The 26,797-nt window shown below is 38.6% G+C and carries 30 protein-coding genes and 1 riboswitch; of the genes, 21 read left to right on the top strand and 9 right to left on the bottom strand.

Annotated features, from left to right (window positions below):
* Nucleotides 1-77 precede the first annotated feature (77 nt).
* The 6 genes from LAV82_RS25120 (at nucleotide 78) to LAV82_RS25095 (ending at nucleotide 8,635) form a co-directional block, all read left to right on the top strand.
* Nucleotides 78-1,616: a carbon-nitrogen hydrolase family protein gene (locus LAV82_RS25120; protein WP_013055260.1), complete on the top strand. Its 1,539-nt coding sequence runs from the start codon at nucleotides 78-80 to the stop codon at nucleotides 1,614-1,616.
* 113 nt (nucleotides 1,617-1,729) lie between these two features.
* The gene (locus LAV82_RS25115) at nucleotides 1,730-2,284 is read left to right on the top strand and encodes a glycerol-3-phosphate responsive antiterminator (protein WP_013055261.1); all 555 of its coding nucleotides are present in this window, start codon (nucleotides 1,730-1,732) and stop codon (nucleotides 2,282-2,284) included.
* A gap of 178 nt (nucleotides 2,285-2,462) precedes the next feature.
* Nucleotides 2,463-3,290: an MIP/aquaporin family protein gene (locus LAV82_RS25110; RefSeq protein WP_499717163.1), complete on the top strand. Its 828-nt coding sequence runs from the start codon at nucleotides 2,463-2,465 to the stop codon at nucleotides 3,288-3,290.
* A gap of 67 nt (nucleotides 3,291-3,357) precedes the next feature.
* Nucleotides 3,358-4,848: a glycerol kinase GlpK gene (glpK, locus tag LAV82_RS25105; RefSeq protein WP_057274975.1), complete on the top strand. Its 1,491-nt coding sequence runs from the start codon at nucleotides 3,358-3,360 to the stop codon at nucleotides 4,846-4,848.
* A gap of 187 nt (nucleotides 4,849-5,035) precedes the next feature.
* The gene (locus LAV82_RS25100) at nucleotides 5,036-6,715 is read left to right on the top strand and encodes a glycerol-3-phosphate dehydrogenase/oxidase (protein WP_013055264.1); all 1,680 of its coding nucleotides are present in this window, start codon (nucleotides 5,036-5,038) and stop codon (nucleotides 6,713-6,715) included.
* Between the two features lie 165 nt (nucleotides 6,716-6,880).
* Nucleotides 6,881-8,635: a phospho-sugar mutase gene (locus LAV82_RS25095; RefSeq protein ID WP_211078898.1), complete on the top strand. Its 1,755-nt coding sequence runs from the start codon at nucleotides 6,881-6,883 to the stop codon at nucleotides 8,633-8,635.
* A 34-nt stretch (nucleotides 8,636-8,669) separates the two neighbouring features.
* Here LAV82_RS25095 and LAV82_RS25090 read toward each other — a convergent pair whose 3' ends face one another.
* Nucleotides 8,670-9,278, bottom strand: coding sequence for a biotin transporter BioY (locus LAV82_RS25090; protein WP_013055266.1), 609 nt, complete (start codon nucleotides 9,276-9,278; stop codon nucleotides 8,670-8,672).
* Nucleotides 9,279-9,488: 210 nt separating this feature from the next.
* A complete protein-coding gene (locus LAV82_RS25085; protein ID WP_013055267.1) occupies nucleotides 9,489-9,740 on the bottom strand; it encodes a YhdB family protein in 252 nt (83 codons plus the stop codon).
* A 321-nt stretch (nucleotides 9,741-10,061) separates the two neighbouring features.
* On the opposite strand from LAV82_RS25085, the gene LAV82_RS25080 reads away from it, so the two are divergent.
* The 3 genes from LAV82_RS25080 to LAV82_RS25070 all read left to right on the top strand — a co-directional run bounded on the left by LAV82_RS25080 (nucleotide 10,062) and on the right by LAV82_RS25070 (nucleotide 12,422).
* Entirely contained in the window at nucleotides 10,062-11,471 is a 1,410-nt protein-coding gene (locus tag LAV82_RS25080; protein WP_013055269.1) for a SpoVR family protein, read from the top strand.
* A gap of 123 nt (nucleotides 11,472-11,594) precedes the next feature.
* Complete coding sequence (locus LAV82_RS25075; RefSeq protein ID WP_211078899.1) at nucleotides 11,595-11,924, top strand: antibiotic biosynthesis monooxygenase family protein; 330 nt, start codon at nucleotides 11,595-11,597, stop codon at nucleotides 11,922-11,924.
* Nucleotides 11,925-11,990: 66 nt separating this feature from the next.
* Nucleotides 11,991-12,422, top strand: a complete 432-nt coding sequence (locus tag LAV82_RS25070) for an Rrf2 family transcriptional regulator (RefSeq protein WP_013055271.1) — start codon at nucleotides 11,991-11,993, stop codon at nucleotides 12,420-12,422.
* A 52-nt stretch (nucleotides 12,423-12,474) separates the two neighbouring features.
* On the opposite strand, the gene LAV82_RS25065 is transcribed toward LAV82_RS25070, so the two are convergent.
* Complete coding sequence (locus LAV82_RS25065; RefSeq protein WP_013055272.1) at nucleotides 12,475-13,470, bottom strand: NADPH:quinone oxidoreductase family protein; 996 nt, start codon at nucleotides 13,468-13,470, stop codon at nucleotides 12,475-12,477.
* 183 nt (nucleotides 13,471-13,653) lie between these two features.
* Here LAV82_RS25065 and LAV82_RS25060 point away from each other — a divergent pair, with 183 nt between their 5' ends.
* The gene (locus tag LAV82_RS25060; protein WP_064471288.1) at nucleotides 13,654-14,598 is read left to right on the top strand and encodes a nucleoside hydrolase; all 945 of its coding nucleotides are present in this window, start codon (nucleotides 13,654-13,656) and stop codon (nucleotides 14,596-14,598) included.
* Between the two features lie 34 nt (nucleotides 14,599-14,632).
* Here LAV82_RS25060 and LAV82_RS25055 read toward each other — a convergent pair whose 3' ends face one another.
* From LAV82_RS25055 to LAV82_RS25045, 3 genes are read right to left on the bottom strand one after another with little or no spacing between them, the layout of a single operon-like run.
* Nucleotides 14,633-15,367: an amino acid ABC transporter ATP-binding protein gene (locus tag LAV82_RS25055; protein ID WP_013055274.1), complete on the bottom strand. Its 735-nt coding sequence runs from the start codon at nucleotides 15,365-15,367 to the stop codon at nucleotides 14,633-14,635.
* Between the two features lie 30 nt (nucleotides 15,368-15,397).
* Nucleotides 15,398-16,102 (bottom strand): amino acid ABC transporter permease, encoded by a 705-nt coding sequence (locus tag LAV82_RS25050; protein ID WP_013055275.1) that lies wholly within the window; start codon nucleotides 16,100-16,102, stop codon nucleotides 15,398-15,400.
* On the bottom strand, nucleotides 16,086-16,907 hold the full coding sequence (locus LAV82_RS25045; protein WP_057240592.1) for an amino acid ABC transporter substrate-binding protein: 822 nt from the start codon (nucleotides 16,905-16,907) through the stop codon (nucleotides 16,086-16,088). The genes LAV82_RS25050 and LAV82_RS25045 overlap by 17 nt, the downstream gene beginning before the upstream one ends.
* Before the next feature lie 341 nt (nucleotides 16,908-17,248).
* Between LAV82_RS25045 and LAV82_RS25040 the strand changes: the two genes are divergently transcribed.
* The 9 genes from LAV82_RS25040 to thiD all read left to right on the top strand — a co-directional run bounded on the left by LAV82_RS25040 (nucleotide 17,249) and on the right by thiD (nucleotide 23,243).
* Nucleotides 17,249-17,647, top strand: coding sequence for a fluoride efflux transporter FluC (locus LAV82_RS25040; protein WP_211078900.1), 399 nt, complete (start codon nucleotides 17,249-17,251; stop codon nucleotides 17,645-17,647).
* Complete coding sequence (gene crcB / locus LAV82_RS25035) at nucleotides 17,648-18,037, top strand: fluoride efflux transporter CrcB (protein WP_013055278.1); 390 nt, start codon at nucleotides 17,648-17,650, stop codon at nucleotides 18,035-18,037.
* 47 nt (nucleotides 18,038-18,084) lie between these two features.
* On the top strand, nucleotides 18,085-18,300 hold the full coding sequence (locus LAV82_RS25030) for a hypothetical protein (RefSeq protein ID WP_013055279.1): 216 nt from the start codon (nucleotides 18,085-18,087) through the stop codon (nucleotides 18,298-18,300).
* 163 nt (nucleotides 18,301-18,463) lie between these two features.
* Nucleotides 18,464-18,565: riboswitch (TPP riboswitch) on the top strand.
* 122 nt (nucleotides 18,566-18,687) lie between these two features.
* Nucleotides 18,688-19,311: a thiamine phosphate synthase gene (locus LAV82_RS25025; protein ID WP_499717162.1), complete on the top strand. Its 624-nt coding sequence runs from the start codon at nucleotides 18,688-18,690 to the stop codon at nucleotides 19,309-19,311.
* Complete coding sequence (gene thiO / locus LAV82_RS25020) at nucleotides 19,295-20,422, top strand: glycine oxidase ThiO (protein ID WP_211078901.1); 1,128 nt, start codon at nucleotides 19,295-19,297, stop codon at nucleotides 20,420-20,422. The genes LAV82_RS25025 and thiO overlap by 17 nt, the downstream gene beginning before the upstream one ends.
* Nucleotides 20,419-20,622, top strand: a complete 204-nt coding sequence (thiS, locus tag LAV82_RS25015) for a sulfur carrier protein ThiS (protein ID WP_013055282.1) — start codon at nucleotides 20,419-20,421, stop codon at nucleotides 20,620-20,622. Before thiO ends, thiS begins: the two co-directional genes overlap by 4 nt.
* A complete protein-coding gene (locus tag LAV82_RS25010) occupies nucleotides 20,619-21,395 on the top strand; it encodes a thiazole synthase (protein WP_282189805.1) in 777 nt (258 codons plus the stop codon). The genes thiS and LAV82_RS25010 overlap by 4 nt, the downstream gene beginning before the upstream one ends.
* Nucleotides 21,392-22,411, top strand: coding sequence for a thiazole biosynthesis adenylyltransferase ThiF (locus LAV82_RS25005; protein ID WP_013055284.1), 1,020 nt, complete (start codon nucleotides 21,392-21,394; stop codon nucleotides 22,409-22,411). The genes LAV82_RS25010 and LAV82_RS25005 overlap by 4 nt, the downstream gene beginning before the upstream one ends.
* A 22-nt stretch (nucleotides 22,412-22,433) precedes the next feature.
* Nucleotides 22,434-23,243 carry a bifunctional hydroxymethylpyrimidine kinase/phosphomethylpyrimidine kinase gene (thiD, locus tag LAV82_RS25000; RefSeq protein WP_013055285.1) on the top strand — a complete coding sequence of 270 codons (810 nt, stop codon included), beginning with the start codon at nucleotides 22,434-22,436 and terminating at the stop codon, nucleotides 23,241-23,243.
* A 31-nt stretch (nucleotides 23,244-23,274) separates the two neighbouring features.
* Here the strand turns inward: thiD and gpmA are convergent, their stop codons facing one another.
* A complete protein-coding gene (gene gpmA / locus LAV82_RS24995) occupies nucleotides 23,275-24,000 on the bottom strand; it encodes a 2,3-diphosphoglycerate-dependent phosphoglycerate mutase (protein WP_211078902.1) in 726 nt (241 codons plus the stop codon).
* Nucleotides 24,001-24,181: 181 nt separating this feature from the next.
* Here gpmA and LAV82_RS24990 point away from each other — a divergent pair, with 181 nt between their 5' ends.
* Nucleotides 24,182-24,379 carry a hypothetical protein gene (locus LAV82_RS24990; protein WP_029320754.1) on the top strand — a complete coding sequence of 66 codons (198 nt, stop codon included), beginning with the start codon at nucleotides 24,182-24,184 and terminating at the stop codon, nucleotides 24,377-24,379.
* 38 nt (nucleotides 24,380-24,417) lie between these two features.
* Here the strand turns inward: LAV82_RS24990 and LAV82_RS24985 are convergent, their stop codons facing one another.
* On the bottom strand, nucleotides 24,418-25,038 hold the full coding sequence (locus LAV82_RS24985; RefSeq protein ID WP_211078903.1) for an NAD(P)-dependent oxidoreductase: 621 nt from the start codon (nucleotides 25,036-25,038) through the stop codon (nucleotides 24,418-24,420).
* 185 nt (nucleotides 25,039-25,223) lie between these two features.
* Between LAV82_RS24985 and LAV82_RS24980 the strand changes: the two genes are divergently transcribed.
* Entirely contained in the window at nucleotides 25,224-26,489 is a 1,266-nt protein-coding gene (locus LAV82_RS24980; RefSeq protein ID WP_013055289.1) for a hemolysin family protein, read from the top strand.
* A 65-nt stretch (nucleotides 26,490-26,554) separates the two neighbouring features.
* Here LAV82_RS24980 and LAV82_RS24975 read toward each other — a convergent pair whose 3' ends face one another.
* Complete coding sequence (locus LAV82_RS24975; protein ID WP_211078904.1) at nucleotides 26,555-26,773, bottom strand: alpha/beta-type small acid-soluble spore protein; 219 nt, start codon at nucleotides 26,771-26,773, stop codon at nucleotides 26,555-26,557.
* Between the last annotated feature and the right edge of the window lie 24 nt (nucleotides 26,774-26,797).

Here is a 26,797-nt window from a genome sequence, read left to right as displayed (position 1 = left end):
TTTTAATAATGTTTATTATAATAAAAAACAGGGAAACTAATTGCCTAATGAAGAGAGAGAAAGGGTTGTTTGAGCGTATGTCTACAATAGATTTATCAAAATTCGAGAAAAAAATGATTATTCGTAACATCAAACCGGACGATATAGATGAAATTTTAGCGCTTCAAAAGCTATCATTCCCGGGAATGGATCCGTGGAAAAAAGAACAGCTTGAAAGTCACCTGGCCATTTTTCCAGAAGGACAAATATGTGCAGAGTACGACGGGGAAATTATCGGATCTTGTTCAAGCTTGATTGTGAACTTTGATGAGTACGATGATCAGCATACGTGGGACGATATTACAGACGAAGGATACATTACAAATCATAACCCGGAAGGCTACAATCTGTATGGGATTGAAGTAATGGTTCATCCAAAGTATCGCGGCATGAAAATAGGACGTCGCTTATATGAAGCGCGTAAAGATTTAGCACGTGAATTGAACCTGAAAAGTATCATCATTGGAGGAAGAATTCCTAATTACCATAAGCATTCAGCTGAAATGTCGCCTAGAGAATATGTAGAGCAAGTTATTCATCATAAAATTTATGATCCAGTGCTATCTTTTCAGCTAATGAACGGATTTACGCTTATGCGTATAAACCCTGGTTATCTTCCTGATGATCTAGCTTCTAATAAGTATGCAACGTTGATGGAATGGAACAACGTAGATTACGTTCGCCGTTCAAAACGCCATTTTAAAACATCATTCCCAGTGCGTATTTGTGTTGTTCAGTATATGATGAAACAGATCAATTCATTTGAAGAGTTTGCAACACAGGTAGAATATTATACAGATGTTGCTTATGATGCAAAAGCCGACTTCTGCGTATTCCCGGAAATTTTCACAACTCAGCTAATGTCTTTCTTGAATGAAAAGATCCCAAGCAAAGCGGTTCAGCGCGTAGCAGAATATACGGAAGAGTACATTGAGCTATTTACTAACTTAGCGGTTAAATATAACGTAAATATTATTGGAGGATCCCACTTTGTCGAAGAAGATAATGGAGATATCTTTAATATTGCCTATCTATTCCGCCGAGATGGAACAATTGAAAAGCAGTACAAAGTGCATATTACACCTAATGAAAGAAAATGGTGGGGAATTAGCCCAGGAGATAAAGTTGAAGTGTTTGATACAGATTGCGGTAAAATTGCGATCCAAATTTGCTATGACATTGAATTTCCGGAGCTTGCCCGTATTGCTACCGATAAAGGTGCAAATATTATTTTTACACCATTCTGTACGGAAGACCGTCAAGGTTATCTGCGCGTAAGATACTGCTCTCAGGCGCGCGCGATCGAAAACCAAATTTATACGGTTATCGCAGGTACAGTTGGAAACTTGCCTGAAACAGAAAACATGGATATTCAGTATGCTCAGTCTGCTATTTTTGCACCGTCTGACTTTGAATTTGCACGAGACGGTATTGTAGGAGAATGTAATCCTAATATTGAAATGGTAGTTATTGGAGATGTAGATTTAGAAATTCTTCGTCGCCAGCGTCAATCGGGAACGGTTCGTCAATTAAAAGACCGACGCCATGACGTTTACAATATTAAATATAAAAAATAACGCAGTTTCTAAAAACATCATGCAAATGCATGGTGTTTTTTATTTCAACTTTTGCCATAATAAAAACTATTACAATGAATTTTGTGGACTAACCATGGAAAAGAGGGGAAAACATGAGTTTTCATGGACAATCGGTATTACCCGCTGTTCGAGATATGAAGCAATTGGAAAAATTTTTAGTAAGTAATTATGAGTACGGAGTTCTTTTAGACAATCAAGTGGGCATGCTAAAAGGAATTATGAAAGAGGTCCATAAGCATGAAAAGAAGCTAATCATTCATTTAGATTTAATTCACGGCTTAAAGCACGATGAGTATGCGGTTGATTTTTTGTGTCAGGAGTTTAAGCCTGCGGGAATTATTTCGACAAGAACAAACGTTATTTTAAAAGCTAAACAAAGAGGGATTTATGCCATTCAACGGGTCTTTTTATTGGACAGCACAGCTTTGAAGAAAAGCTATGAGTTAATGAAGAAAGTAAAACCGGATTATATTGAGCTTCTTCCTGGAATTGTGCCCACTTTAATCCAAGAAGTTAAAGCTGAAACGGGCATTCCGGTGTTAGCTGGAGGCTTGATACGAACGGCAGAAGAAGTTCATAATGCTTTAGAAGCCGGGGCTTCTGCTGTTACAACATCAAATAGAGAACTGTGGAGTATTTCAACTTAAAAAAACTGTTTGACAACGCTTTCATCATCTAGTAAACTTCTAGATAAGTTAATAGATGTGAGGGAGAATAGGAGATCCACGGTATAGCCTTTTAATGATTTTATTAGGGGGATGTATTGTGGATTTTCTTATTTTCTTGTCATTTTAATCGTTTTCATACAAAGGGGAGGTTATTTATATGCAAGCATTCTTAGGAGAAATAATTGGAACAATGATTTTAATTATCCTTGGCGCTGGTGTATGTGCGGGCGTCAATTTAAAAAAATCGTTTGCTGCTAATTCGGGATGGATCGTTATCACAATGGGATGGGGAATGGCAGTAGCGATGGCAGCATATGCGGTTGGTAATATGAGTGGGGCACACTTAAATCCAGCGTTAACCGTAGCGCTTGCTATTACAGGTGATTTTCCATGGTCACAAGTACCGATGTACATCTTAGCTCAGTTTATTGGAGCCATTCTTGGTGCAACAGTTGTTTATTTACACTATCTTCCACACTGGAAAGAAACAAAAGATGCTGGTACAAAATTAGGCGTATTCGCAACGGGGCCAGCAATTGCTAACCCATTTGCAAACGTTTTAAGTGAGGCGATTGGAACGTTTGTATTAGTAGTAGGAATCTTAGCAATTGGAGCAAATAAATTTACAGATGGATTAAATCCTTTAGTAGTAGGATTTTTAATCGTAAGTATTGGTTTATCATTAGGAGGAACAACAGGCTATGCCATCAACCCTGCTCGTGATTTAGGACCTCGTATTGCTCATGCTATCTTGCCCATACCTGGCAAAGGCAGCTCGAACTGGAAATATGCTTGGGTGCCAGTAGTGGGTCCTTTAGTAGGCGGATCAATTGGGGCAGTATTTTACCAAGCGGCATTTTTAAATAAAATGTCAAGCAGCTTATGGGTTGTTTTAAGTCTAGCGCTGATTGTTTTAGCAGTTATCTACGCTGTTTCTAAACAAAAGGCAGCACAGTTTCAATCAGCAGTAGTACCGAAAAAATGAATGAGCTTTACCATCTAACTATGTACAATAAAGAAACGACAATATACAGAGAATAGGGGATATTGATATGGAAAAATTTATTTTATCTTTAGACCAAGGAACAACAAGCTCACGAGCAATGTTATTTAATAAAAAAGGTGAAGTTGTACATGTAGCTCAAAAAGAGTTTACACAGTACTTTCCAAAACCAGGTTGGGTAGAGCATAATGCAAGTGAAATTTGGGGTTCTATCCTAGCAGTTATCGCATCTTGTTTATCTGAGTCAGGTGTTCATGCGGATCAAATCGAAGGAATTGGGATTACCAATCAGCGTGAAACAGCAGTAGTATGGGAAAAAACAACAGGGAAGCCGGTGTACAATGCAATTGTATGGCAGTCTCGACAAACGTCTGGTATTTGTGAAGAATTAAAAGCAAAAGGATTAAATGATACGTTCCGCGACAAAACGGGATTATTAATTGATGCATACTTCTCTGGAACAAAAGTGAAGTGGATTTTAGATAACGTAGAAGGTGCACGAGAAAAAGCAGAAAACGGTGAATTGTTATTTGGAACAATTGATACATGGTTAATTTGGAAGCTATCAGGCGGAAAGGCGCATGTAACGGATTACTCAAACGCATCCCGCACGCTTATGTTCAATATCTACGATTTAAAATGGGATGATGAACTGCTAGATATCTTAGGGGTACCGAAATCAATGCTTCCAGAAGTAAAGCCTTCTTCTGAAGTATACGCCCATACAGTAGATTATCATTTCTTTGGTAAAAACATTCCAATTGCTGGAGCAGCAGGGGATCAGCAAGCCGCTTTATTTGGGCAAGCGTGCTATGAAAAAGGAATGGCGAAAAACACCTATGGAACAGGCTGCTTTATGCTCATGAATACGGGTGAAAAAGCAGTTAAGTCCGATCACGGCTTATTAACTACATTAGCATGGGGGATTAACGGTAAGGTAGAATATGCGCTTGAAGGCAGTATTTTTGTAGCAGGATCTGCTATTCAGTGGCTTCGCGACGGTTTAAGAATGTTTAAAAATGCGGCTGAAACTGAAAACTATGCAACGCGAGTAGAGTCTACAGACGGTGTATATATTGTGCCAGCTTTCGTAGGACTTGGAACACCTTATTGGGATAGCGATGTACGGGGAGCGATGTTTGGGTTGACTCGTGGTACAAAAAAAGAACACTTTATCCGTGCAACGCTTGAATCACTGGCTTATCAAACAAGAGATGTATTAAGTGCGATGGAAGCAGATTCTGGAATTACATTAAAAACATTGCGTGTAGACGGGGGAGCAGTTAAGAATAATTTCTTAATGCAGTTCCAAAGTGATGTGTTAAACGTTCCGGTTGAGCGTCCTCAAGTGAATGAAACAACGGCTCTTGGGGCAGCATATTTAGCGGGTCTTGCGGTCGGCTACTGGAAAGATTGCGATGAAATTGCGCAGCAGTGGAATATGGAAAAATCTTTCGAACCAAATATGGAAGAAGAAAAGCGTGAAGAATTATATAGCGGCTGGAAAAAAGCCGTACATGCAACAATGGCTTTTAAGTAATTATTTGATGAAAACACTTTAATTAAAAGCTCATGTATGATATAATTTAATCAAGTTAATAAATTGGTTGGAGAATCGGAGAGACCACAGATCCATATATAGACATACTATATATGTGATTTGTGGTCTCTCTTTTTTGTATATTGGAAAAATTTGATATCTTTAAAAATTGAAAGGGGAATGACGTATGTTTTCAAGTCAAACACGTTCGAATAAATTGGTAGACATGACACAAAATCAATATGATTTACTAGTAATTGGTGGGGGAATTACTGGGTCAGGTATTGCGCTTGATGCGACTCATCGAGGCATGAAAACGGCATTAGTTGAAATGCAGGATTTCGCAGCAGGAACATCTAGTCGTTCAACGAAGCTTGTTCACGGCGGTCTACGCTATTTAAAACAGTTTGAAGTTAAAATGGTAGCCGAAGTTGGTAAAGAACGTGCCATCGTATATGAAAATGGGCCTCATGTAACGACTCCGGAGTGGATGCTGTTACCTTTCCATACGGGTGGAACATTCGGTAAATTCTCAACTTCAATTGGACTGCGCGTATATGATTTTTTAGCTGGTGTAAAACGCTCAGAGCGCCGCAAAATGTTTAGCGCAGAAGAAACGCTTAGCCGCGAGCCATTGGTGAAATCTAAAGATTTAAAAGGCGGCGGTTACTACGTTGAATATAAAACAGATGATGCACGTTTAACGATTGAAGTAGCTAAAGAAGCTGCCGCAAGAGGAGCAGACTTAGTCAATTACACAAAAGTGGAAAACTTCATCTACGATAAAGGAAAAGTAGTGGGGGTTGTTGTTCGTGATCAGCTTACGAATAAAGAATATAATATTTATGCAAAAAAAATCGTCAACGCTGCAGGTCCATGGGTGGACACGCTGCGTGAAAAAGATAATTCAAAAAAAGGCAAGCAGCTTCAATTAACAAAAGGAATTCACTTAGTTATTGATCAAGAGCGCTTTCCATTAAAACAAGCCATTTATTTTGATACACCTGATGGACGTATGGTGTTTGCAATTCCGCGTGATGGAAAAACATATGTGGGCACAACAGACACGGTCTATAAAGAAGACGCTAGACATCCGCGTATGACTGTAAAAGACCGTCAATATGTTATTGATGCGATTAACTATATGTTCCCAACGGTTGATATTACAGTAGACGACGTAGAATCAAGCTGGGCGGGTGTTCGTCCACTTATTCACGAACAAGGAAAAGATCCTTCTGAAATCTCGCGTAAAGATGAAATCTGGACATCAGAATCAGGTTTAATTACAATCGCTGGAGGGAAATTAACTGGGTACCGTAAAATGGCTGAAATTGTCGTAAATCGCGTAGCTGAAGATTTTAAAGCAGAAGGACGCGAATTTGAAAGCTGTCAAACTAAACATTTACCTATTTCTGGAGGTAATGTAGGCGGTTCAGGTGGGTTCCCAACGTTTGTAGAGCAAAAAGTCAAAGAAGGCATCAAACTAGGGTTATCACGTGACGCTGCTGAAAAGCTTGTAAAACGCTATGGTTCAAACGTAGATAAAGTATACCGCTACATGATTGAACGTCCCGATCAGCTAAAAAACAGCGACCTTCCAGCTAGTGTATTTCTGCAAATTCAATATGGCATAGAAGAAGAAATGGTTTCAAAACCAGTGGACTTCTTCATTAGACGTACGGGCGCTTTATTCTTTGATATCAACTGGGTAAGAAGCTGGAAAAAACAAGTGATTGCTCATATGGCCGAAGAGTTAAAGTGGACGCCTGAGCAAACAAAAGCTTATACGGATGAATTAGAACAGCACCTTCATGACGCAGTTGTACCAGTAGATGAAAAAGTTAACCGTATGACAGGTATTTCATGATAAAATAAAAAAGTACCTCAAAATTTGTCAATACAGCCATAATATAATAGCAGGAAGTCAAATTTGGACGAAGAAATATAATATGACTGTTAAAAAAAGAGAAAGACGATTACTCGTTTTTCTCTTTTCATACATATTTACATTTATATAAGGGGGCTTTTTTTTATGAGTTGGAAAGAAACGTATACATCTTGGATCAATCATCCAAATTTAGATCCTGAATTACGTCAAAATTTAGACGCAATCAAAGGTGATGAAAAACAATTAGAAGATAGTTTTTACAAAACATTGGAATTTGGAACAGGCGGAATGCGTGGGGAAATTGGAGCGGGTACAAACCGTATGAATACGTATACAATCCGAAAAGCTTCCGAAGGCTTTGCTGAGTACATTAAACAAGCTGGTGAAGAAGCTATCAAGCAAGGCGTAGTCATTGCGTATGATTCTCGCCACAAATCGCCTGAATTTGCGATGGAAGCAGCAAAAACATTAGCAAGTCAGGGAATTAAAACGTATGTATTTGAAGAGCTAAGACCAACACCTGAACTTTCATTTGCAGTGCGTGAGCTAAACGCATTTGGAGGTATTGTTATTACAGCGAGCCACAATCCTCCTGAATATAACGGATACAAAGTATATGGTCCAGACGGTGGTCAGCTGCCGCCAAAAGAAGCTGATGAACTAGTTGGCTTTGTAAATGCTGTGGAAAATGAACTTACATTAGCTGTTCAATCTGAAGCGGAGCTAAAAGAAAAAGGTCTTATTGAAATGATTGGTTCAGCGATTGACGAAGCATACAATGAGAAACTAAAAACGATTTTAATTAATCCAGAGCTAGCTTCTGAAACAGGTAAAGACTTAAAGGTAGTGTTTACACCTCTACATGGTACAGCTAATAAGCCAGTTCGCAACGCGCTTCAATCCATCGGTTACGAAAATGTCACGGTTATTGAAGAACAAGAACTTCCTGATCCAAATTTCTCGACGGTTAAATCTCCGAATCCTGAAGAGCCGGCTGCATTTGAATATGCTGTTCGTAAAGGAAAAGAAATTGATGCAGATATCTTAATCGCAACGGATCCAGATGCAGACCGTTTAGGAATTGCTGTCAAAGATCCAAGCGGCGAATATGCGTTATTAACAGGAAACCAAACGGGTGCTTTATTGCTTCACTATTTGCTTTCTCAAAAGAAAGAAAAAGGCGTGCTGCCTGCTAATGGCGTTGTGTTAAAAACGATTGTAACATCAGAAATCGGCGCACAAATTGCTCGTTCATTTGGACTGCAAGTTGTTGACACTCTAACAGGTTTTAAATTTATCGGTGAAAAAATTAAGCAATATGAGCAAACGGGCGAGTATACATTCCAATTCGGTTATGAAGAAAGCTACGGCTATTTAATTGGTGACTTTGCTCGTGACAAAGACGCTGTACAAGCAGCCATTCTAGCAGTAGAAGCTTGTGCTTATTATAAAAAGCAGGGCATGACGCTATATGAAGCGCTTCAGCAAGTGTTTACTAAATATGGCTTCTATCGTGAAGGTCTGAAATCTTTAACGCTTAAAGGAAAAGAAGGATCTGAGCAAATTCAGCATATTTTGGCTACATTTAGAAATGAACCTCCTACTGACATTGCAGGATTAAATGTTTCGGTTGTAGAGGATTATACATTAAGCGAGCGTCAGCAGATTAAAGCAGGAAAAGTAGAAGAAATTACATTACCAAAATCAAATGTATTAAAATATATCTTAGAAGACGGTTCTTGGTTCTGCCTTCGTCCGTCTGGTACAGAGCCAAAGGTGAAGTTCTATTTTGGCGTCGTGTCAGAAGATGAAGCAACGAGCATTGCCCATTTAGAAGCTGTACAAACAGCTGTAATGGGTGAAGTAGAACGGGTATTAGATAAAGTGAAAACGGTATAAAAGTAAAGCCTGCTCAAACTTGAGCAGGCTTCTTTTATGATACTTTATTTGATTGCGTATTTGACAAATACGAAGAAGATCGTAGGGCTTTATAAATTCTCGGAGCAAGCATAGCCCCAAGAACAGTAAAAATAAGATCCTTTACCGCAAACCACGACATAATCTTCCAAGCGGCTGCATATGTCATTGCAGGAGCTTCAAGCCAGTAATTAACCGCTACATACATATACGTAGTACCAATTAAATAAATAACGGCAATACCAACTAGCGATGAAATTAAAAAGATAGAAAAAGTCGGCTTGCCGCGCATTTCCATAATTTTTCCTGTGATAAATGCTGCTACAATATAAGAGAGCAAAAAGCCGCCGGTGCTTCCAAATAAAATACCAATTCCTGCTTTAAATTGAGCAAATACCGGAGCGCCTGCAATGCCAATTAATACATATACAATCATCGAAATAGAACCCATTCGGCTCCCAAGTAAAAGTCCTGCTAATATAACAAAAAAAGGCTGAAGTGAAAGAGGCACGCCGCCTACTTGTAAAAAAGGTGCCCAAGAAGTAATGTTTGCACCAATAGCCATAAGAGCCGCAAACATACCGGCTAGCGTTAAATCTAATGTGCGAAACCTTTTAGTACTCATATATGTTCCTCCCAGTATGTACTGAAATATCTTAGCGTATGTACTGAAGATTGTACGTCGAATTCGCTTTTATGTCAACGATAAAAATAAATATGTTTACATATATTATTTAATGTTTTTTGAAATAAAGTATGCATATTTTTAGTGCAACATAAAAAAATAAAGAAGGGAATTCATCCCTTCTTTGTCCAAGTGTGTGTATCAAAAATACTAGTACAATGATTCTTCCAGAAGCTCCGGGTTGTGCTCCGAATATTCCGTTGCATGATCAATGTAGCGTAGTAAAGAATAAAGCTCTTCTTGAATGATGCGGTAGTTTCGTTCAAAATTGTAGGCGTGCAAAAAATGTTCAATCTTTTTTGAAAGAAAATCGTCGTCTGTTCGAACCATTAAAATTAATAAGTTATCCCATTGTGAACGGTGTGTGTAATACAAAGCTCGATCATAATCAATTACATCCATTAATAACGTTCCTCCTTTTGAGGAGTTGAAATTAGTGTATGATATTTGCGGGAATTCTTACGCTGTAAATGTTGGGCAAAAGACCAGTGCATAATTAAAAGAGGTTGTAGTCATTATGCAAGAAGAATAAACGTACAGCACCGGATAAATGATAAGAAAGGCAAAGAATGATGCAGCATAACAGTTATATTACATCCATTATTTAAGACAACTAAATAAAAATCCCCTTTTCTTGAAAAAATAAAGCTTCTTTTTGATGAAAACACATGAATTGACATGTTTGTACATAGATTGAAGTAAGGAGTGAAAGGGGGAGCTGTCGTGAAAGAAGCAGATTATAAGCAATTATACCGTGCGATTGATGAAATTACGGAAATAGCTAGCGGTTTCGGCTTAGATTTTTATCCGATGCGCTATGAAATTTGCCCGGCAGATATTATTTATACGTTTGGTGCATATGGGATGCCAACTCGTTTTTCACATTGGAGCTTTGGAAAACAATTTTACAAAATGAAATTACACTACGATCTTGGATTGAGTAAAATTTATGAATTAGTTATCAATTCAGATCCTTGTTATGCATTTTTATTGGATTCCAATGCGCTTATTCAGAATAAATTAATTGTAGCTCACGTGTTAGCCCACTGTGACTTCTTTAAAAATAACAGTCGTTTTGCCAACACTAAACGGGATATGGTAGAAAGTATGGCAGCGACCGCTGATCGAATTAAAGAATACGAAGTAAAGCACGGTAAGCGTGAAGTAGAAAAGTTTTTGGATGCTGTCCTATCGATTCAGGAACATATTGATCCGTCTCTTATGCGTGCCAAGCTTTCTTGGAGCATAGATGATGTAGAATCATCGGAAGAAGAAATCATTTCTCCTTACGATGATTTATGGAATTTGGATTATAAAGAAAAGAAAAAACCAAAACCTCCAAAGTCTTTTAAAAAATTTCCGCCTCAGCCTGAAAAAGATATCTTATTATTTATTGAAGAATACAGTCCTTATTTAGAGGATTGGCAGCGGGATATTTTAACGATGATGCGAGAAGAAATGCTTTATTTCTGGCCGCAGCTTGAAACGAAAATTATGAATGAAGGCTGGGCTTCTTTCTGGCATCAGCGCATTATTCGAGAAATGGACTTAACGAGTGATGAAGCGATAGAATTCGCCAAGCTAAATGCAGGGGTTGTGCAGCCGTCTAAGACGGGAATCAATCCATATTATTTAGGATTAAAAATCTTTGAAGACATTGAAGAACGCTACAATAATCCAACAGAAGATATGATTCGCCGGGGCGTGGAGCCTGGATCAGGAAGAGAGAAGATGTTTGAGGTACGTGAGGTTGAATCAGATATTTCCTTTATCCGCAATTACTTAACAAAAGATTTAGTCATGCGGGAGGATATGTACTTATTCCAAAAACAAGGAAAAGACTATAAAATCGTCGACAAAGAGTGGACAGAAGTTAGAGATCAGCTTGTTAATATGCGCGTAAACGGCGGATTTCCTTACATCACAGTAACCAATGGAGACTATTTAAAAAATGGAGAGCTCTATTTAAAACACTGGTATGAAGGAATTGAATTAGATGTCAAATACTTAGAAAAAGTGGTACCGTACGTTCATCAGCTTTGGGGCCGCCCCGTTCATTTAGAAACGGTAATGGAAGGCAAGCCAATCGCCTTTACGTATGATGGAAAAACAGTGCATAGAAAACATTTGTAAAAAAGAAGACCGCTTAAACAGCGGTCTTTTTGGGCTTCTGTAATTTATCCATATAAATTGAAAAAATAAAATTACTGTGCAATAATTGAATGAGAATTACTTTCATTTAGAAAGGAAGATAAGATGTTTGTTGTAAACGCAAGTTTTGAAGCAGAAAAGAAATTTGAAGAACAGCTCAAGCAAAAAGCTAACAAAAACAAAGCAGAAATTGAGGCAGCCAAAGGAAATTTATCGTTCGAATGCTGGAAAAAATATTCCGCAGATAAAGTTGAATATGTCCTTGTATCCAAGTGGGAAGACAAGCAGTTCTTTCAAGCGTGGATCTCAAGAGAAGAACATGTGAACGAACATAAAGAAGCGAATAAAAAGAAAATGAAAGCATGTTCTGAAGCTATGGAAATCAAGAAAACGCTGCGCTTTTATGAGGCGGTAGAAGAGGACATTCTTTCCTAAAAAAGCATGCTTGACTTTCATAAATGTTGTAACTATAATGATTACAACAAAATAGGAGTGAGAGCAATGAAAATTAGCAGTCGATTCACCGTGGCCGTTCACATACTATCTTTAATTAAAGTAGATAGCAGTCACCCTAGTACTTCAGAGTGGATTGCTAGCAGTGTAAATACAAATCCTGTTGTTATAAGACGAGTAATTGGGATGTTAAAGAAAGCTGGACTCGTGGGTGTAAAAGCCGGAGCTGGCGGAGCTTATCTATTGAAAGATTTAGAAGAGATAACGTTGTTAGACGTTTATCGAGCGGTGGCAGCAGTGGAAGAAGGAGAATTGTTTCAAATGCATGAAAATCCGAATGTGGAGTGTCCTGTAGGAGCCAATATTCAAAGTGTCCTTGAATTGATTTTAAAACGTTCTCAAGATGCCATGGAACAAGTCTTAGCCGATGTGACCATGAAAGAATTAGTGACGGATTTAATAGCAAAAATAGATGTATAATAACATGCTTCTGTTCGTAAAAAAACGGAGAAACCTAGGTTTCTCCGTTTTTTTATAGCTTCACAATTGTTCGTCCTCGAGCTTGTCCTTTTAATAAAGTCGGAAGTACCTCAGGGAGCTGTTGTAGTGAAATTTCCTGCTGAATGAAAGGTTCGAAGCTTTCAGGCTTAAAGTCATTAGCGAGTCTATTCCAAATTTCTTTTCGAGTAGGCATTGGACAGTAAACAGAATCGATACCTAATAAATTAATCCCTCTTAAAATGAAGGGAAAGACGGTTGTTGGCACTTTGCCTCCAGCTGTTAGCCCGCTGACAGCTACAGAGCCTCCGTACTGAATTTGACTGAGAACAGAAGCTAGAGGCTCTCCGCCCACAGGATCCACCGCAGCGGCCCATTTTTGCTTGCCTAATGCTTTTAATTTGCCGTTATAAACGTCTTCACGCGCTACAATAGAGGAAGCGCCAAGCTCTTTCAAATAAGCTGCTTCCGAGCTTTTTCCCGTACTTGCTTCCACTGTGTAGCCTAATTTTGAAAGAATGGCAACCGCAAAGCTTCCTACACCTCCCGTAGCGCCTGTTACAAGCACAGAGCCATTAGAGGGACTAGTATGGTTTTCCTCTAAGCGATGCACAGATAAAGCAGCTGTAAAGCCAGCTGTTCCGATAATCATTGCTTCTTTTAACGTTAAATTTTCAGGAAGAGGGACAATCCATTCGCTGCGTATGCGCGCATACTCACTATAGCCTCCAAAGTGTGATACGCCAATGTCATAGCTTGTTGCAATGACACGATCACCTTCTTTAAAATCAGGGCTGTCAGAAGATACAACAACTCCTGCTAGGTCGATTCCTGGGACAAACGGATAGCTTGTCACAATATTGCCGTTTGCGATGCTGGCTAAGCTATCTTTATAATTCACCCCTGAATAATGAACGCGAATAAGTACATCGCCTTCTGGCAAATCGTTTAGCGTCAGTTCTTGGACAGACGCCTCCACTTGGTCTTCCCTTTTTTTATCTACCACTAATGCTGAAAATGATTGCTCCATTTTATTTCTCCTTTCTATACTGAGATGTATATGTCTATACATAGATTACCTTATTTCTATACCCATTATAGAAAATAGTAAAAGAAATTCATAATACTTTGATTACGAAACGAGTCATTTCATTATAAAATAGCGGTATAGCTAAACATTAGTTAGCAATACATAGGAAAGAGGAGAAGAGAAATGAGTACAAACATATATTTTAACCATGATGCAGGTATTGATGATTTAGTATCCCTTTTTTTGCTGCTGCAAATGGATGATGTAAAGGTAACAGGGGTATCTGTTATTCCCGCTGACGGATACCTAGAGCCAGGTATCAGCGCAAGCCAAAAAATTATTGATCGTTTTGGAAGTTATGATATTGAGGTAGCCAAATCTACTTCACGCGGTATGAACCCATTTCCAAAAGAATGGCGCATGCATACATTTTATGTAGATGCACTGCCGATTTTAAATGAAAAAGGGGAAGTGCAAACAAAAATAAGTCAGCTGCCTGCTCACGATCATTTAATTGAAACATTACAACATACAGCCGGAAAAACGACTTTATTATTTACAGGACCATTAACTGATTTGGCAAGAGCACTTGAAAAAGCGCCGGAAATAGAAGAGAAAATTGACAAGTTAGTGTGGATGGGCGGTACATTTCAAGAAGTAGGAAATGTACAGGAGCCTGAACATGATGGAACGGCGGAATGGAATGCTTTTTGGGATCCAGAAGCAGTAGCAAAAGTATGGGAAAGCAGAATTAAAATTGAGATGGTTGCTTTAGAAAGCACGAATCAAGTTCCATTAACACCGGCTATTCGTCAAATGTGGGCTTCACTTCGCAGGTATGAAGGAGTAGACTTTGTAGGGCAGTGCTACGCGGCCTGTCCGCCGCTTGTGCATGTTGAAACCAATTCAACATATTATTTGTGGGATGTACTCACAACAGCATTTACAGGGAATTCAACACTTGTGAAGGTAAAAACCGTTTCGAGTATTGTGCATACAGAAACACCGAGCCAAGGAAGAACAGAAATTTCCCAAGAGGGACGACCTGTAGATGTCGTATATGATGTCACAGCTGAAGCGTTCTTTACGTACATTACAGATTTAATGAAAAAAGCAGTAGCCAAATAAAGAAAAAGGTTGCACATGAAAGTGTGCAACCTTTTTAATGAATCATATTCAAGAATTGACGTGTCCGCTCTTGTTGAGGATTTGAAAATATTTGATCCGGTGTACCTCTTTCCATGATGACACCTTGATCCATAAAAATAACTTCATCCGCTACTTCACGGGCAAAGCGCATTTCGTGAGTTACCACCACCATCGTCATTCCTTCTTTTGCCAAGTCTTTCATCGCTTGAAGAACGTCTCCTACAAGCTCAGGATCAAGAGCTGAAGTAGGCTCATCAAACAGCATAACTTTTGGGTCCATCGCCATTGCTCTGGCGATGCCAACACGCTGTTGTTGTCCGCCTGATAGTTGGAAAGGATAAAAGTCAAGCTTGTCTCCTAAGCCAACTCGTGTTAATAATTCTTTCCCTCTTTTCTCTGCTTCTTGAGTAGAAACGCCTTTTACAATTACAGGACCTTCCATAACATTTTCAAGCGCACTTTTATGAGGAAACAAGTTATAGTTTTGAAAGACCATACCTGTTAGGCTTCGAAATGAAGTAATGTCTTTTTTACGAACAGGTTTGGTGAAATTCATGCTTTTTTTATCAAGTTCAATCGTGCCGTCTGTTGGGATTTCTAAAAGATTTAAGCAACGTAAAAAAGTAGTTTTACCCGATCCAGAAGGACCAATCAATACAATTACCTTGCCCTGTTCAACTTTTAAATCAATTCCTTTTAATACTTGCAAATCACCGAATGATTTATGCAAATTTTTGATATTAATCATATGAAAAACTCCTTTAGCTACTCGAAACGGTTATTTAGATACGTAACGATCTAGTCTTATTTCAATGCGTCCTTGGATAATGGATAAGATTGTGCACATAATCCAGTACAAGAGCGCTGCCTCACTATAAAGAAGTAAAAATTCATAGTTAGTCGAAGCAATTTCTTGAGCTTTACGGAACATCTCAGAAACAAGAATGAGCGATGCAAGTGACGTATCTTTAATAAGGCTAATAAAAGAGTTAGATAATGGCGGAATCGATACACGTGCTGCTTGCGGTAAAATAATCCGTCTTAACGCTTGGGAATAGGTCATACCAAGTGAGTAACCAGCTTCCCACTGTCCTTTAGGAATAGATTGAATCGCTGCTCGGATAATTTCAGATGCATACGCACCTACACTTAATGAAAATCCAATAATAGCAGAGATAAATGGATCAATTGTTATATCTAAATTGGGTAAGCCGTAGAAAATAATAAATAATTGCACAAGCAGCGGTGTACCTCGAATAATCGATACATAGATGCGCGCAATTATATTTAAAACTTTTATAGATGATAAACGAGCCAGGGCTGTTAAGACAGCTAAAATGATACCGAGTACAAACGTGATTAATGTTAGTGGAATAGAATATTGAATAGCTCCCTTTAGCATTGGTAGGAGAGATGATTGAGCGATTGAAATCAATTGATTCAATCGCTCTCCATCAGGAAAAATATTATTTAGGAGAAACATCTTCGCCAAACCATTTCTTAGAAATTTTTGCGTATGTTCCGTCTTTTTTCATATCTTTCAATGCTTTGTTTACTTCATCCACTAACTTACCGCTGTCTTTTCTAAACATAAAGCCGCTTGCAGCACCATCGGATTTTTCATCCGCGATTTTGATAGGTGCGTTAGGGTGCTTTTTCTTATAGTCAAGGAACGATAATTTATCGTTGATTGTAGCATCAACACGCTTTGCGCTCATTAGTTCTACTGCTTGAGCAAAACCTTCAGCACTCGTAATGTTTGCACCATAAGATTGAGCCATGTCTTTATAGTTACTTGTTAATGACTGCGCTGATTTTTTTCCTTTTAAATCTTTAAATGATTTGATATCTTTTTCGTCTTTACGAACAATTAATACAGCGCCTGACTGGATGTATGGGTCAGAGAAATCGTATTTCTTTTGACGATCTTCACGAATACCCACTTCATTAGCAATCATGTCAAAGCGTTTAGCATCTAATCCGGCAAACATGCCATCCCACTGTGTTTCTTTGAACTCAGCTTTTACGCCAAGACGTTTAGCTACTTCTTGAGCCAACTCTACATCAAACCCAGTTAGCTTTTGTTTGTCATCATGAAAAGTGAACGGAGGGTATGTACCTTCAGTTCCAATTGTTAATACACCATCTTTTTTCACTTTATTATATAAATCCCCTTGTGAAGATTTATTGTCTCCATTGTTTGCTTCATTTTTTGAGCTAGAACCGCATGCGGCAAGCACAACTGTGAAAGCTAATAGTAGCGACAAAAGTGCAGCAAATTTCTTCATTTTCTAAACCCCCTAGTATTCTGATAGGAAATGATACTCTGTGATACTAAACAAGAACACAGCAAAAGTCAACAAAAAAAACTTATACGATTAATGTAACTTAAAATAAGGGAAATATACCTTCTATACACGGTTTGTCATAAGGATACAGAAAGATTTTAAAATTTGGATTAAGTGGATTTTTAAGGGATATTTGAGGAGCAAAAAGGAAGTTTCATGCGACGATTTTCTCTTTCATTTTTTCATGACTTTTGGTGCAATAAACATATAGTTAAATGTTAAGGTAGAAATAAATTCCTTATGGTACACTTAAAGAAGAATTTATGAAACGGAGCGATATGATGAAAGCCATAAACTTAACCTCAATTGCCTTTGGTGCTATCGCTGGTACATATGTACGTTATTTGCTGAATCTTTCCTTATTATACACGGGCTATCCAATAGGAACGGTAATTGAAAACCTATTAGGAAGCTTCATACTAGGCCTATTAACAGGATTTTTTGTGTGGAAAAAGCCAAAAGAATGGATAAAGCTTGGACTAGGAGTTGGCGTGTGCGGCGGTTTTACAACGTATTCAACGTTTGCAGGAGACGTCATTTCTCTCACTCAGCACCATTTATTTTTGGGAGCCATTTATGTAATTGTCTCTTTAGTAGGTGGAATCCTTCTTGCTTTAGCAGGCTATCTATGCGGTGAAGCGGCAGGGGGAAATTTAGTGAAAGTACATGAGGTGAAGTAAATGAGCATAGTGAGCTTGGCACTTGGCGGGGCAGCTGGAGGGATATGCCGTTATCTTTTGGGTTTAAAAGTTACAAAAATAGTTTCAAACCCTCCTTTTCCAGTATCGATGCTGTTTGTAAACTTGCTCGGTGCGTTTGGCCTTGGTCTTTTTTACGGTAGTTATTATGGAAAGGTTCCGAGTCATGCTTATGATGATTCAATATTTTTAATGATTGGCATTGGGTTTTTTGGTGCCTTTACCACTTTTTCAACGTTCAGTGTGGAAACCGTACAGTTAATTCGAGAAAAATCTTATCGGAAAATGTTGGCGTATGTGGGGATTTCAGCATTTGGAACAGTTGGTTTATTTACAGTCGGTTTACTGGCAGGAACGTTTTTATTTAAGTAAAGAGAACGTTTCTAGTAGGGAAAAACAAAAAGACGGAGAAGTAGAGAATGGATAGAAAAGCAGAAGTTTGGAAATACATTTTGTTGATTGTAGCTGTTGCAGGTCAGATCATCGGTTTTTTATTTTTATTTATAAATGTTGTCGCGGCATTTATTTTTTACGGTTTTTATATTCTAACTTTTATTATGTTACTCCTGCTGTTTATATGGGATCGGAAAAAGGAAAAAGACAAAGAAGAATTTGACGACTATACCGATTACTAACCATATAAAAAGCAGAATGATGCGGGTGCGCCGGGCCTCTTACTTACTAAAGAAGCTTAAAAGATACATCTATAAAAGGAAGAGAGCCGTAAGAGCATAAAGAGATATTGTATTTACATCTAGTTGTGTTATAATTTTAAGTGCGAAAACAAAATCAATAAATAGCAATCACTAGGGGAGCTTTTTGAAGCTGAGACGAATGTATTTCGGACCCTTTGAACCTGATCTGGTTTGGACCAGCGTAGGGAAGTGGTGATCATGTTTACATAACGATGCATGCTAACCACTCTACGTTGTAGAGTGGTTTTTTTGTATGTAATAAAACCCTCTATACAAGATGAGGTGATTGAAATTTCTCTTTATTCTGAATAGAAAGGTTTCGATCATGTGGATATTCCTAAATTTCATGTCATTACAACAGATAAGCAGCCAATAGAAGAGCTTCAAAAAATTTTAACGGCTATCGCGCCTTTTGCGGGCGCCGTTCATATTAGAGAAAAAGAGAAAACGGCAAAGCAGATTCAATGTTTACTAGAAAGCCTGCCATTTTGTCGCTCTAAAATTATTTTGAATGACCGAGTTGATGTAGCGCATGCTTTAAAAGCAAAAGGCGTACAGCTTGCCTATCATAGTTTAGACGTTTCGGTTGTTATAGACGCATTTCCTTCTCTTATTGTCGGAAAATCAGTTCACTCTGTGGAAGAGGCTTTAGAAGCTGAAAAAGAGGGTGCTCACTACATTCTATACGGACATATTTATTCAACACATTCAAAAAAAGGATTAAAAAGTCGAGGGATAGCAGCACTAAAAGAAGTAGTAGACGCTGTGCAGATACCGGTTATTGCCATTGGAGGAATTACACCTGTAAATGCCAAAGAGGTGCTTCAAACAGGAGCACACGGTATAGCTGTGATGTCTGGTGTCATGCTTGCGCAAGATCCCCTCAAAGCGATTAAACAATATTCTCATATATGGACATCTGGAGGTGGAGAAAATGAAGCAGCATTATGATGTACTGTTAATCGGAGGAGGTATAATCAGCTCTTCTATCGCTTATCATTTGTCAAAACAAGGAGCGTCAGTAGCTATTCTTGAACGCAATCAAATTGGTTGTGAAGCTTCAAGTGCAGCCGCTGGTATTTTAGGTGCTCAAGCTGAAATTGATGAAGAAGGTCCTCTTTTAGACCTTGCTATTAAGAGCAGAAGCATGTTTCCTGAACTGGTGAAGGAACTAAAAGAAAAAACGGCCATCGATGTAGAGCTCATTCAAAAAGGCTTATTAAAAGTCGCTGTAACAGAAGAAGATGCACACGTATTAAAGAAAAAAGCCGCTCAGCACCACCGGTGGGATGAACATGTAAGATGGATCGATGTAAAAGAAGCGCGTTTGTTAGAACCCGGGCTCTCTCCAGACATATACGGAGCCATTACAATACCGGGAGACGGCCAGCTAGCTCCGGCTAAGTTAACGCAAGCTCTTGCTCATGGAGCCTTGTATCACGGAGCTGATGTATTCGAATACTGTGACGTTCATTCTCTTATTATGGAAAATGAAACAGTAAAAGGTGTACAGACGTCCAAAGGCTCTTTTTATGGAGAAAAAGTAGTTATTGCAGCAGGCTCATGGGCTAAACGCTTTATTTCTTCTGAACATGTAGGTCAGGTGTTTCCCGTAAAAGGGGAGTGTATTGCTCTTCAAAGTCATAAGCCGCTGCTTTCTAAAACGATTTTTTTAGATGAAGGTTTTTACTTAGTGCCTAAGACTGGTGGAAGAATCGTAATCGGGGCAACTAAGCTACAGCATGATTTTACCAAGACGGTTTCTGCACAAGGTATTCAATTTTTGCTGAATAAAGCTTCTGCGCTTCTGCCGGCTATTAAAGAAGCCACATTTGAAAAAGCATGGGCTGGTCTTCGTCCGCAAACAAATGATGGCTGGCCTTATTTAGGAGAGCATCCTGAAATAGCGAATCTACACATGGCGTTTGGCCACTACCGAAACGGTATTTTATTAAGTGCTGCAACTGGAAAAATTATGGCTGATGCTTTGTTAGGGAAAAAGCCGAATCATTCATTTTTTACATCATTTCACCTAACAAGAGTAATGGAGGGAGTTCATTGAATCTAATCATTAATGGTAAGACTGTTACTTTTGGAGATGAAATTGAAACGGTCGAGCACTTGTTGCAGGCTCAGAACCTGCATGAACGAGTGGTAATTGTTGAGCTAAACAAGAACATTTTGCAAAAAGAAGAACATAGCGATGCATGCTTAAAAGATGGCGATATATTAGAAGTTGTTTCATTTGTCGGAGGAGGATGAAGAGTATGTTAAAAATTGGACAATATACATTTAATTCACGTTTACTATTAGGAACAGGGAAATTTCCGGACTTTACGACTCAGCGTCAAGCGGTAGAAGAGTCAGAAACAGAAATTTTAACATTTGCTGTGAGACGAATGGATATTTTTGATCAAAATCAGCCTAATTTATTAGAAGCGCTTGATGTGAAGCGTTTCACTCTTTTGCCTAACACTGCTGGAGCAAAAAATGCAGAAGAGGCCGTACGTATTGCTAAATTAGCAAAGGCTTCTGGACTTTGTGACATGGTGAAAGTAGAAGTAATTGGATGTGATAAAACGCTGCTTCCTGATCCAGTTGAAACATTAAAAGCCAGTGAAGAACTGTTAAAAGAGGGCTTTACCGTTTTACCTTACACATCAGATGATGTTTTACTTGCGCGTCGTTTAGAGGAGTTAGGCGTACATGCCATTATGCCAGGAGCTTCGCCTATCGGTTCAGGTCAAGGTATTATTAATCCGTTGAACATGCGTTTTATCATTGAACAATCAACTGTTCCAGTAATTGTAGATGCAGGTATTGGAACGGCTTCAGACGCAGCTCAAGCTATGGAGCTAGGAGCAGATGGTGTGTTATTAAATACAGCTGTTTCAGGAGCAAAAGATCCTGTGAAAATGGCTCGTGCTATGAAGCTAGCGATTGAAGCAGGACGAGCAGCATTTGAAGCAGGACGTATTGAAAAGAAACAATATGCAACGGCAAGCAGTCCAACAGAAGGGATGAGTATCGGTTGATTAATCGTTATTCCCGCCAAGAATTGTTTCAACCTATTGGAAAAGGCGGACAGCAGCAAATTCAAGAAAAGCATGTTCTGATTGTAGGAGCAGGCGCTCTTGGAACAGGGAACGCCGAGGCCCTTGCGCGAGCGGGGGTAAAGAAAATAACGCTCATTGACCGGGACTATGTAGAGTGGAGCAACCTTCAGCGGCAGCAATTGTATAGTGAAAAAGATGCTGATAAAAGAATTCCAAAGGCAATTGCCGCTAAAAAACGGCTTCACGATATTAATCATGATGTAAAAGTAGAAGCGCACGTAGCAGACGGTACCCCTCAAGTTTTAGAACAGCTTGTTGAGGGGGTAGATGTTATGATTGATGCAACCGATAATTTTGACACACGCCTTGTAATGAATGATTTATCACAAAAATATGATATTCCTTGGATTTACGGAGCATGTGTAGGAAGTTATGGAATTAGTTATACTATCATACCAAGTGAAACACCGTGTTTATCCTGTTTACTTGAATCTGTACCGCTTGGAGGGTTAACATGTGATACAGTGGGGATTATTAGTCCTGCTGTCCAAATGGTAGTCGCTCATCAAGTAACAGAAGTGTTAAAAATATTAGTCGGAGACTGGAATGCACTCAGGAGGGAACTTGTTTCGTTTGACGTATGGAAAAATGAGTATACGAGCATCAATGTGAACGTGTTTCGCAAATCTGCTTGCCGCTCATGCGGCAGTGAACAAACGTATCCCTTTTTACAATATGAAAATCAAACGAAAACAGCTGTGCTATGCGGAAGAAACACGGTACAAATCCGTCCGGGCAAATCAGCCAAGCAGCCGCTGCAGTCTTTAGGTGAACGATTAAAAGAAAAAGGATATAAAATTGAACAAAATCCGTATCTGCTTTCTTTTTATGTAGATGATTACCGTTTAGTGATGTTTCAAGATGGGCGCGTCTTTGTCCATGGAACAAACGATATAGTAGAGGCAAAGTCACTTTATCATCGGTATATTGGGTAAGAAAGAGATGGAGGTTTCAAGCATGACAGTACCAAAAGCATTAACCATTGCTGGATCAGACAGCGGTGGAGGAGCAGGCATTCAAGCAGATTTAAAAACATTTCAAGAGCGTGACGTTTTTGGCATGTCTGTTATTACAGCTGTGACTGCACAAAATACAGTTGGCGTTCAAGGAGTTTATCCTTTAGCAGTAGAAGCAGTTGAAACGCAGTTAGATTCAATTGCCACTGACTTATTTCCTAATGCAGTGAAGACAGGTATGTTGTTCAGTGCTGATATTATTTACGCAGTGGCTCGTAAAATCAAACAGTACGGACTGCAAAATGTTGTAGTTGATCCCGTTATGATTGCAAAAGGCGGTCAGTCTCTTCTTCAAAGAGAAGCTGTACAGGCTCTAAAAGAATTATTGCCTCTTTGTGAAGTCATTACGCCGAACATACCGGAGGCGGAAGTCATCACGGGTAAAGAAATTCACACGATTGAAGACCGAAAAGAAGCGGCAAAACAGATGCATGAGCTAGGTGTAAAGCACGTGGTAATTAAAGGCGGACATGATCAATCTCATCAAGATATGATTGATATAGTGTATGATGGTCATAAGTACGTTGAAATCACGCATGAAAAGATGAATACAAAGCATACACACGGAACGGGATGCACGTTTGCTGCTTGCGTCACGGCTGAATTAGCGAAAGGTAAAAGCGTGGTTGAAGCAGTTCAAACCGCTTCGGATTTTGTTCACTATGCGATTAAGCATACGCTTGAAATTGGTTCCGGACACGGTCCTACTAATCACTGGGCGTATAGAAAATACTTTCGTTCAAACATATAAAAAAAACGTGCCTACAATCTAGGCACGTTTTTTATGAAGAAGGAATATGTGTAGGAATCTCTCCATCGATGCCTAAATAATAATGTCTAAGGGGCTTTAAATTATCATCAAGCTCATAAACAAGCGGCACGCTTGTGGGAATATTCAAGTTCGCAATGCCATCAGGCGAAATGTTATCCAAATACTGCATCAGAGCTCTAATCGTATTACCGTGAGCGGAAATAATAACCTTTTTGCCAGCTTTAATAGAAGGAGCAATAGTTTCGTTCCAATATTCTAGAACCCGCTTTTCTGTATCGGCTAAGTTTTCCGTTACAGGAAATTGTCCCTTAGCTAATTCCTTATACTTAGGGTTGGAAGCTTCATAGCGAATATCTGTTGTCTTTAAAGCAGGAGGGCGTTCGTTCATCGACCTTCTCCACGAATGTACTTGCTCTTCTCCAAATTTTTTTGCGGTTTCTTCTTTGTTTAAACCTTGAAGAGCTCCGTAGTGCCGTTCATTCAACCTCCAAGATTTGTATATAGGAATCCACATGAAGTCCATTTGATGTAAGACAATCCATAGAGTGCGAATGGATCGTTTTAAAACAGAAGTATAGGCAATATCAAAAGTATATTCGTTTTTCTTTAGCACTTTTCCAGCTTCTCGCGCTTCTTGCAATCCATTTTTAGAAAGATCTACATCCGTCCAGCCTGTAAATTTATTTTCCAGATTCCACACGCTTTGTCCGTGCCGAATCAATACAAGTTTTATCATCGTGTTCTCCTTTCAACAGTGACTAAGGACCCTATTCTTTTTTATTATGAGAAGGAAAGAGTTTTTTATCCTAAAGCCGGGGAAAGGAGTTTTTATCATTTAGAAAAAGTGATGCTGAAAAGTAAAGCTTTAACTTTTTTACGCATATGATAAAAATAAAAAAGGGAAGGGAAGATAGTGGATGAGTGACCAAGAACGTCAGATTCAAGCGTTGCACAGCCAGATTGAAGATTTAAAAGAAGAAATGTATCAGATGAAGCTTGATATTAGCACATTAGAGAAAGAAAAAGGAAAGCCTGTTTTGACACCGGCTCTCGTTGGTCAAATAGGAGGTTTTGTTCTAGGTGGATTAGCTATAATTGGAATTTTTTGGATGTAGAACTTCTCGTTTTGAAAACGAAAAGTTCTCCTGATTTTTCAATAAGCAATTCCAACGCGGCATTTTGGAAATTTTTGAGCCCATATCTCATGGTAGGTAAAGTGAGCGGTATCTCCCGTTGAAATTTTAACGGCATCAGCTGGTAAAATATCTTTTTCCACTCGATACGTGCCTGTTATTTCACCCTCAGGCAAGTATGTTGGGCATATAACCGTCCAGTTTAGATCACTTTCCTTCAAGTGTAAGTATCCTTTTAAATGATCTTCTGCTGCTCTGGTCGTTTTACGCTTTGATTCATTTGATTGAAAACGATATTTTTCTGGTTCTGTTCGTGATTGTAAGATGCCTGCAGTTCCAATAGTAAGAATACGATGAACGCCGTAATACTTCATGCTGTTTATAATAAGCGGCATACTTTTTGAAATCGTCTCTGCACCATCTGTATTTAACGTGCTGACTACGATATCTTGGTGCTTGAGAGCAAAGTTGATATTTTCTTGATGAAGTACATCGCCTTGTAAGATATGTAGGTTTGGATGACTAACCTGTAGCTTAGTGCGGTCTCTAACAAGTACAGTAACGTCGTTTTCATCTTTTAGCATCATTTTTAATAAAGACTTTCCAACTCGCCCTGTAGAGCCTAATAGTAAAATTTTCATTGGCTACACCCCTCTATAAAAGATAGTATCTATTCTTTAGGATATACAATCTGTATACTTATTCATAATAAAAAGCATGCGTAGCATAAAGTAATACAAAGTTAATGAATGAAATATTCAACAACAAAAAAATTTGATATGATAAAAAGACAGAAAAATCAAAAAAATAGGAGAGTGAATGTCTTTTGGGAGACTTGCCTCTGAATCAAATGATGATATTAGTCGTTTTGCTTATGTTATCAGCTTTCTTTTCATCTGCTGAGACAGCCTTTTCAAGCGTAAATAAAATTCGTTTAAAACATTACGCTGAGAAAAAATATCGGGGAAGTAAAAAAGCGCTGCATATTGCTGAACACTTTGAGCAGACGCTATCGACAATTTTAGTAGGAAATATTGTCGTAAACATTGCTGCGTCCTCTTTGGCAGCTAAAATTGCCCTCGATATGTTTAAAGGAAACCTGGCACTTGTGATTAGTATCATCGTTATGACCATCATCATTTTGATTTTTGGTGAAGTCTTGCCAAAATCGTTAGCTAAAGAGCATGCCGAATCTTTTGCGCTGATGATTTCTTCCTTGTTATTTATTATTATTAAATTGTTAACCCCGATTTCCTTCTTATTTTTACAGGTGAAAAAAGGAACTTCTCACTTGTTAGCGTCTGCTCCTACACCAACGATTACAGAAGATGAAATTAAAGTGATGGTAGATTTAAGCGAAGAAGAAGGAACGATTAATAATATTGAAAAAGAGCTAGTTCATCGTTCACTCAATTTTAATGACATTGTGGTGGGGCAAATTTTAAAACCTAGAATAGATGTCACAGCAGTTGACGTAAATGCCGATATTGATTCGGTTTGTCAAATGTTTCTTGAAGAGAGATATTCGAGAGTGCCTGTATATGAAGATCATATTGATAATATTATTGGCATTTTATCAGAAAGAGAATTTTTAACCTGTTTAGTCCAAAGAAAAAAGATTTCTATTCGTGATTTGTTGAGACAACCTATTTTTGTAGTAGAATCCATGAAAATATCTGTTCTATTGCCAGAGCTCCAAAAAAGTAAGGTTCACATGGCAATTGTAGTTGATGAGTTTGGGGGAACGGCCGGTCTTGTGACCTTAGAGGATATATTAGAAGAAATTGTAGGAGAGATTTGGGATGAACATGATGAAGCTGTTAAGTATGTACACCGGATAGGAGAAAAGGAGTACGAATTTAACGCCGACATCCCTATTGATGAATTTTTAACCTATATAGCGGTTAGTTCTCCTGACAGTACGTGCCATACCTTAGGGGGATGGATATATGAGCAGTTTGATCATATTCCTGCTAAAGGAGACTTTTTCTCATATGAAGAGATATTGTTTACCATTAAGGAAGTAGAAAATCGACGTATTCGCAAAGTTTCCGTAAAATCATTTGCGAATAAGAATGAGGAAGCTGATTAAAAGAAACTAGAAAGCGCTCCAAGAAATCTTGGAGCGCTAAAGCCATAATATGAAATTAGTTAATATTAGTACTTGCCGCCTAGGTTTTGCTCAGCTAATTGTACTAAACGTTTTGTGATTTCGCCACCAACAGATCCGTTCGCACGAGCTGTTGCTTCTGGTCCTAAGTTTACACCAAACTCACTAGCGATTTCGAACTTCATTTGATCGATAGCAGCTTGAGCACCAGGCGCTACTAACTTGTTTGATGAATTTCTGTTTGATGCGTTTTGATAATTTGCCATGTGTATTCATCTCCTCGTTAGATA

Origin of the sequence: Bacillus sp. ILBB4 (assembly GCF_035064545.1) — a bacterium.
GTDB lineage: Bacteria > Bacillota > Bacilli > Bacillales > Bacillaceae_H > Priestia.
The sequence above is the reverse complement of the archived record's forward strand: the minus strand, read 5'-3'. Positions and strand labels throughout refer to the sequence as shown.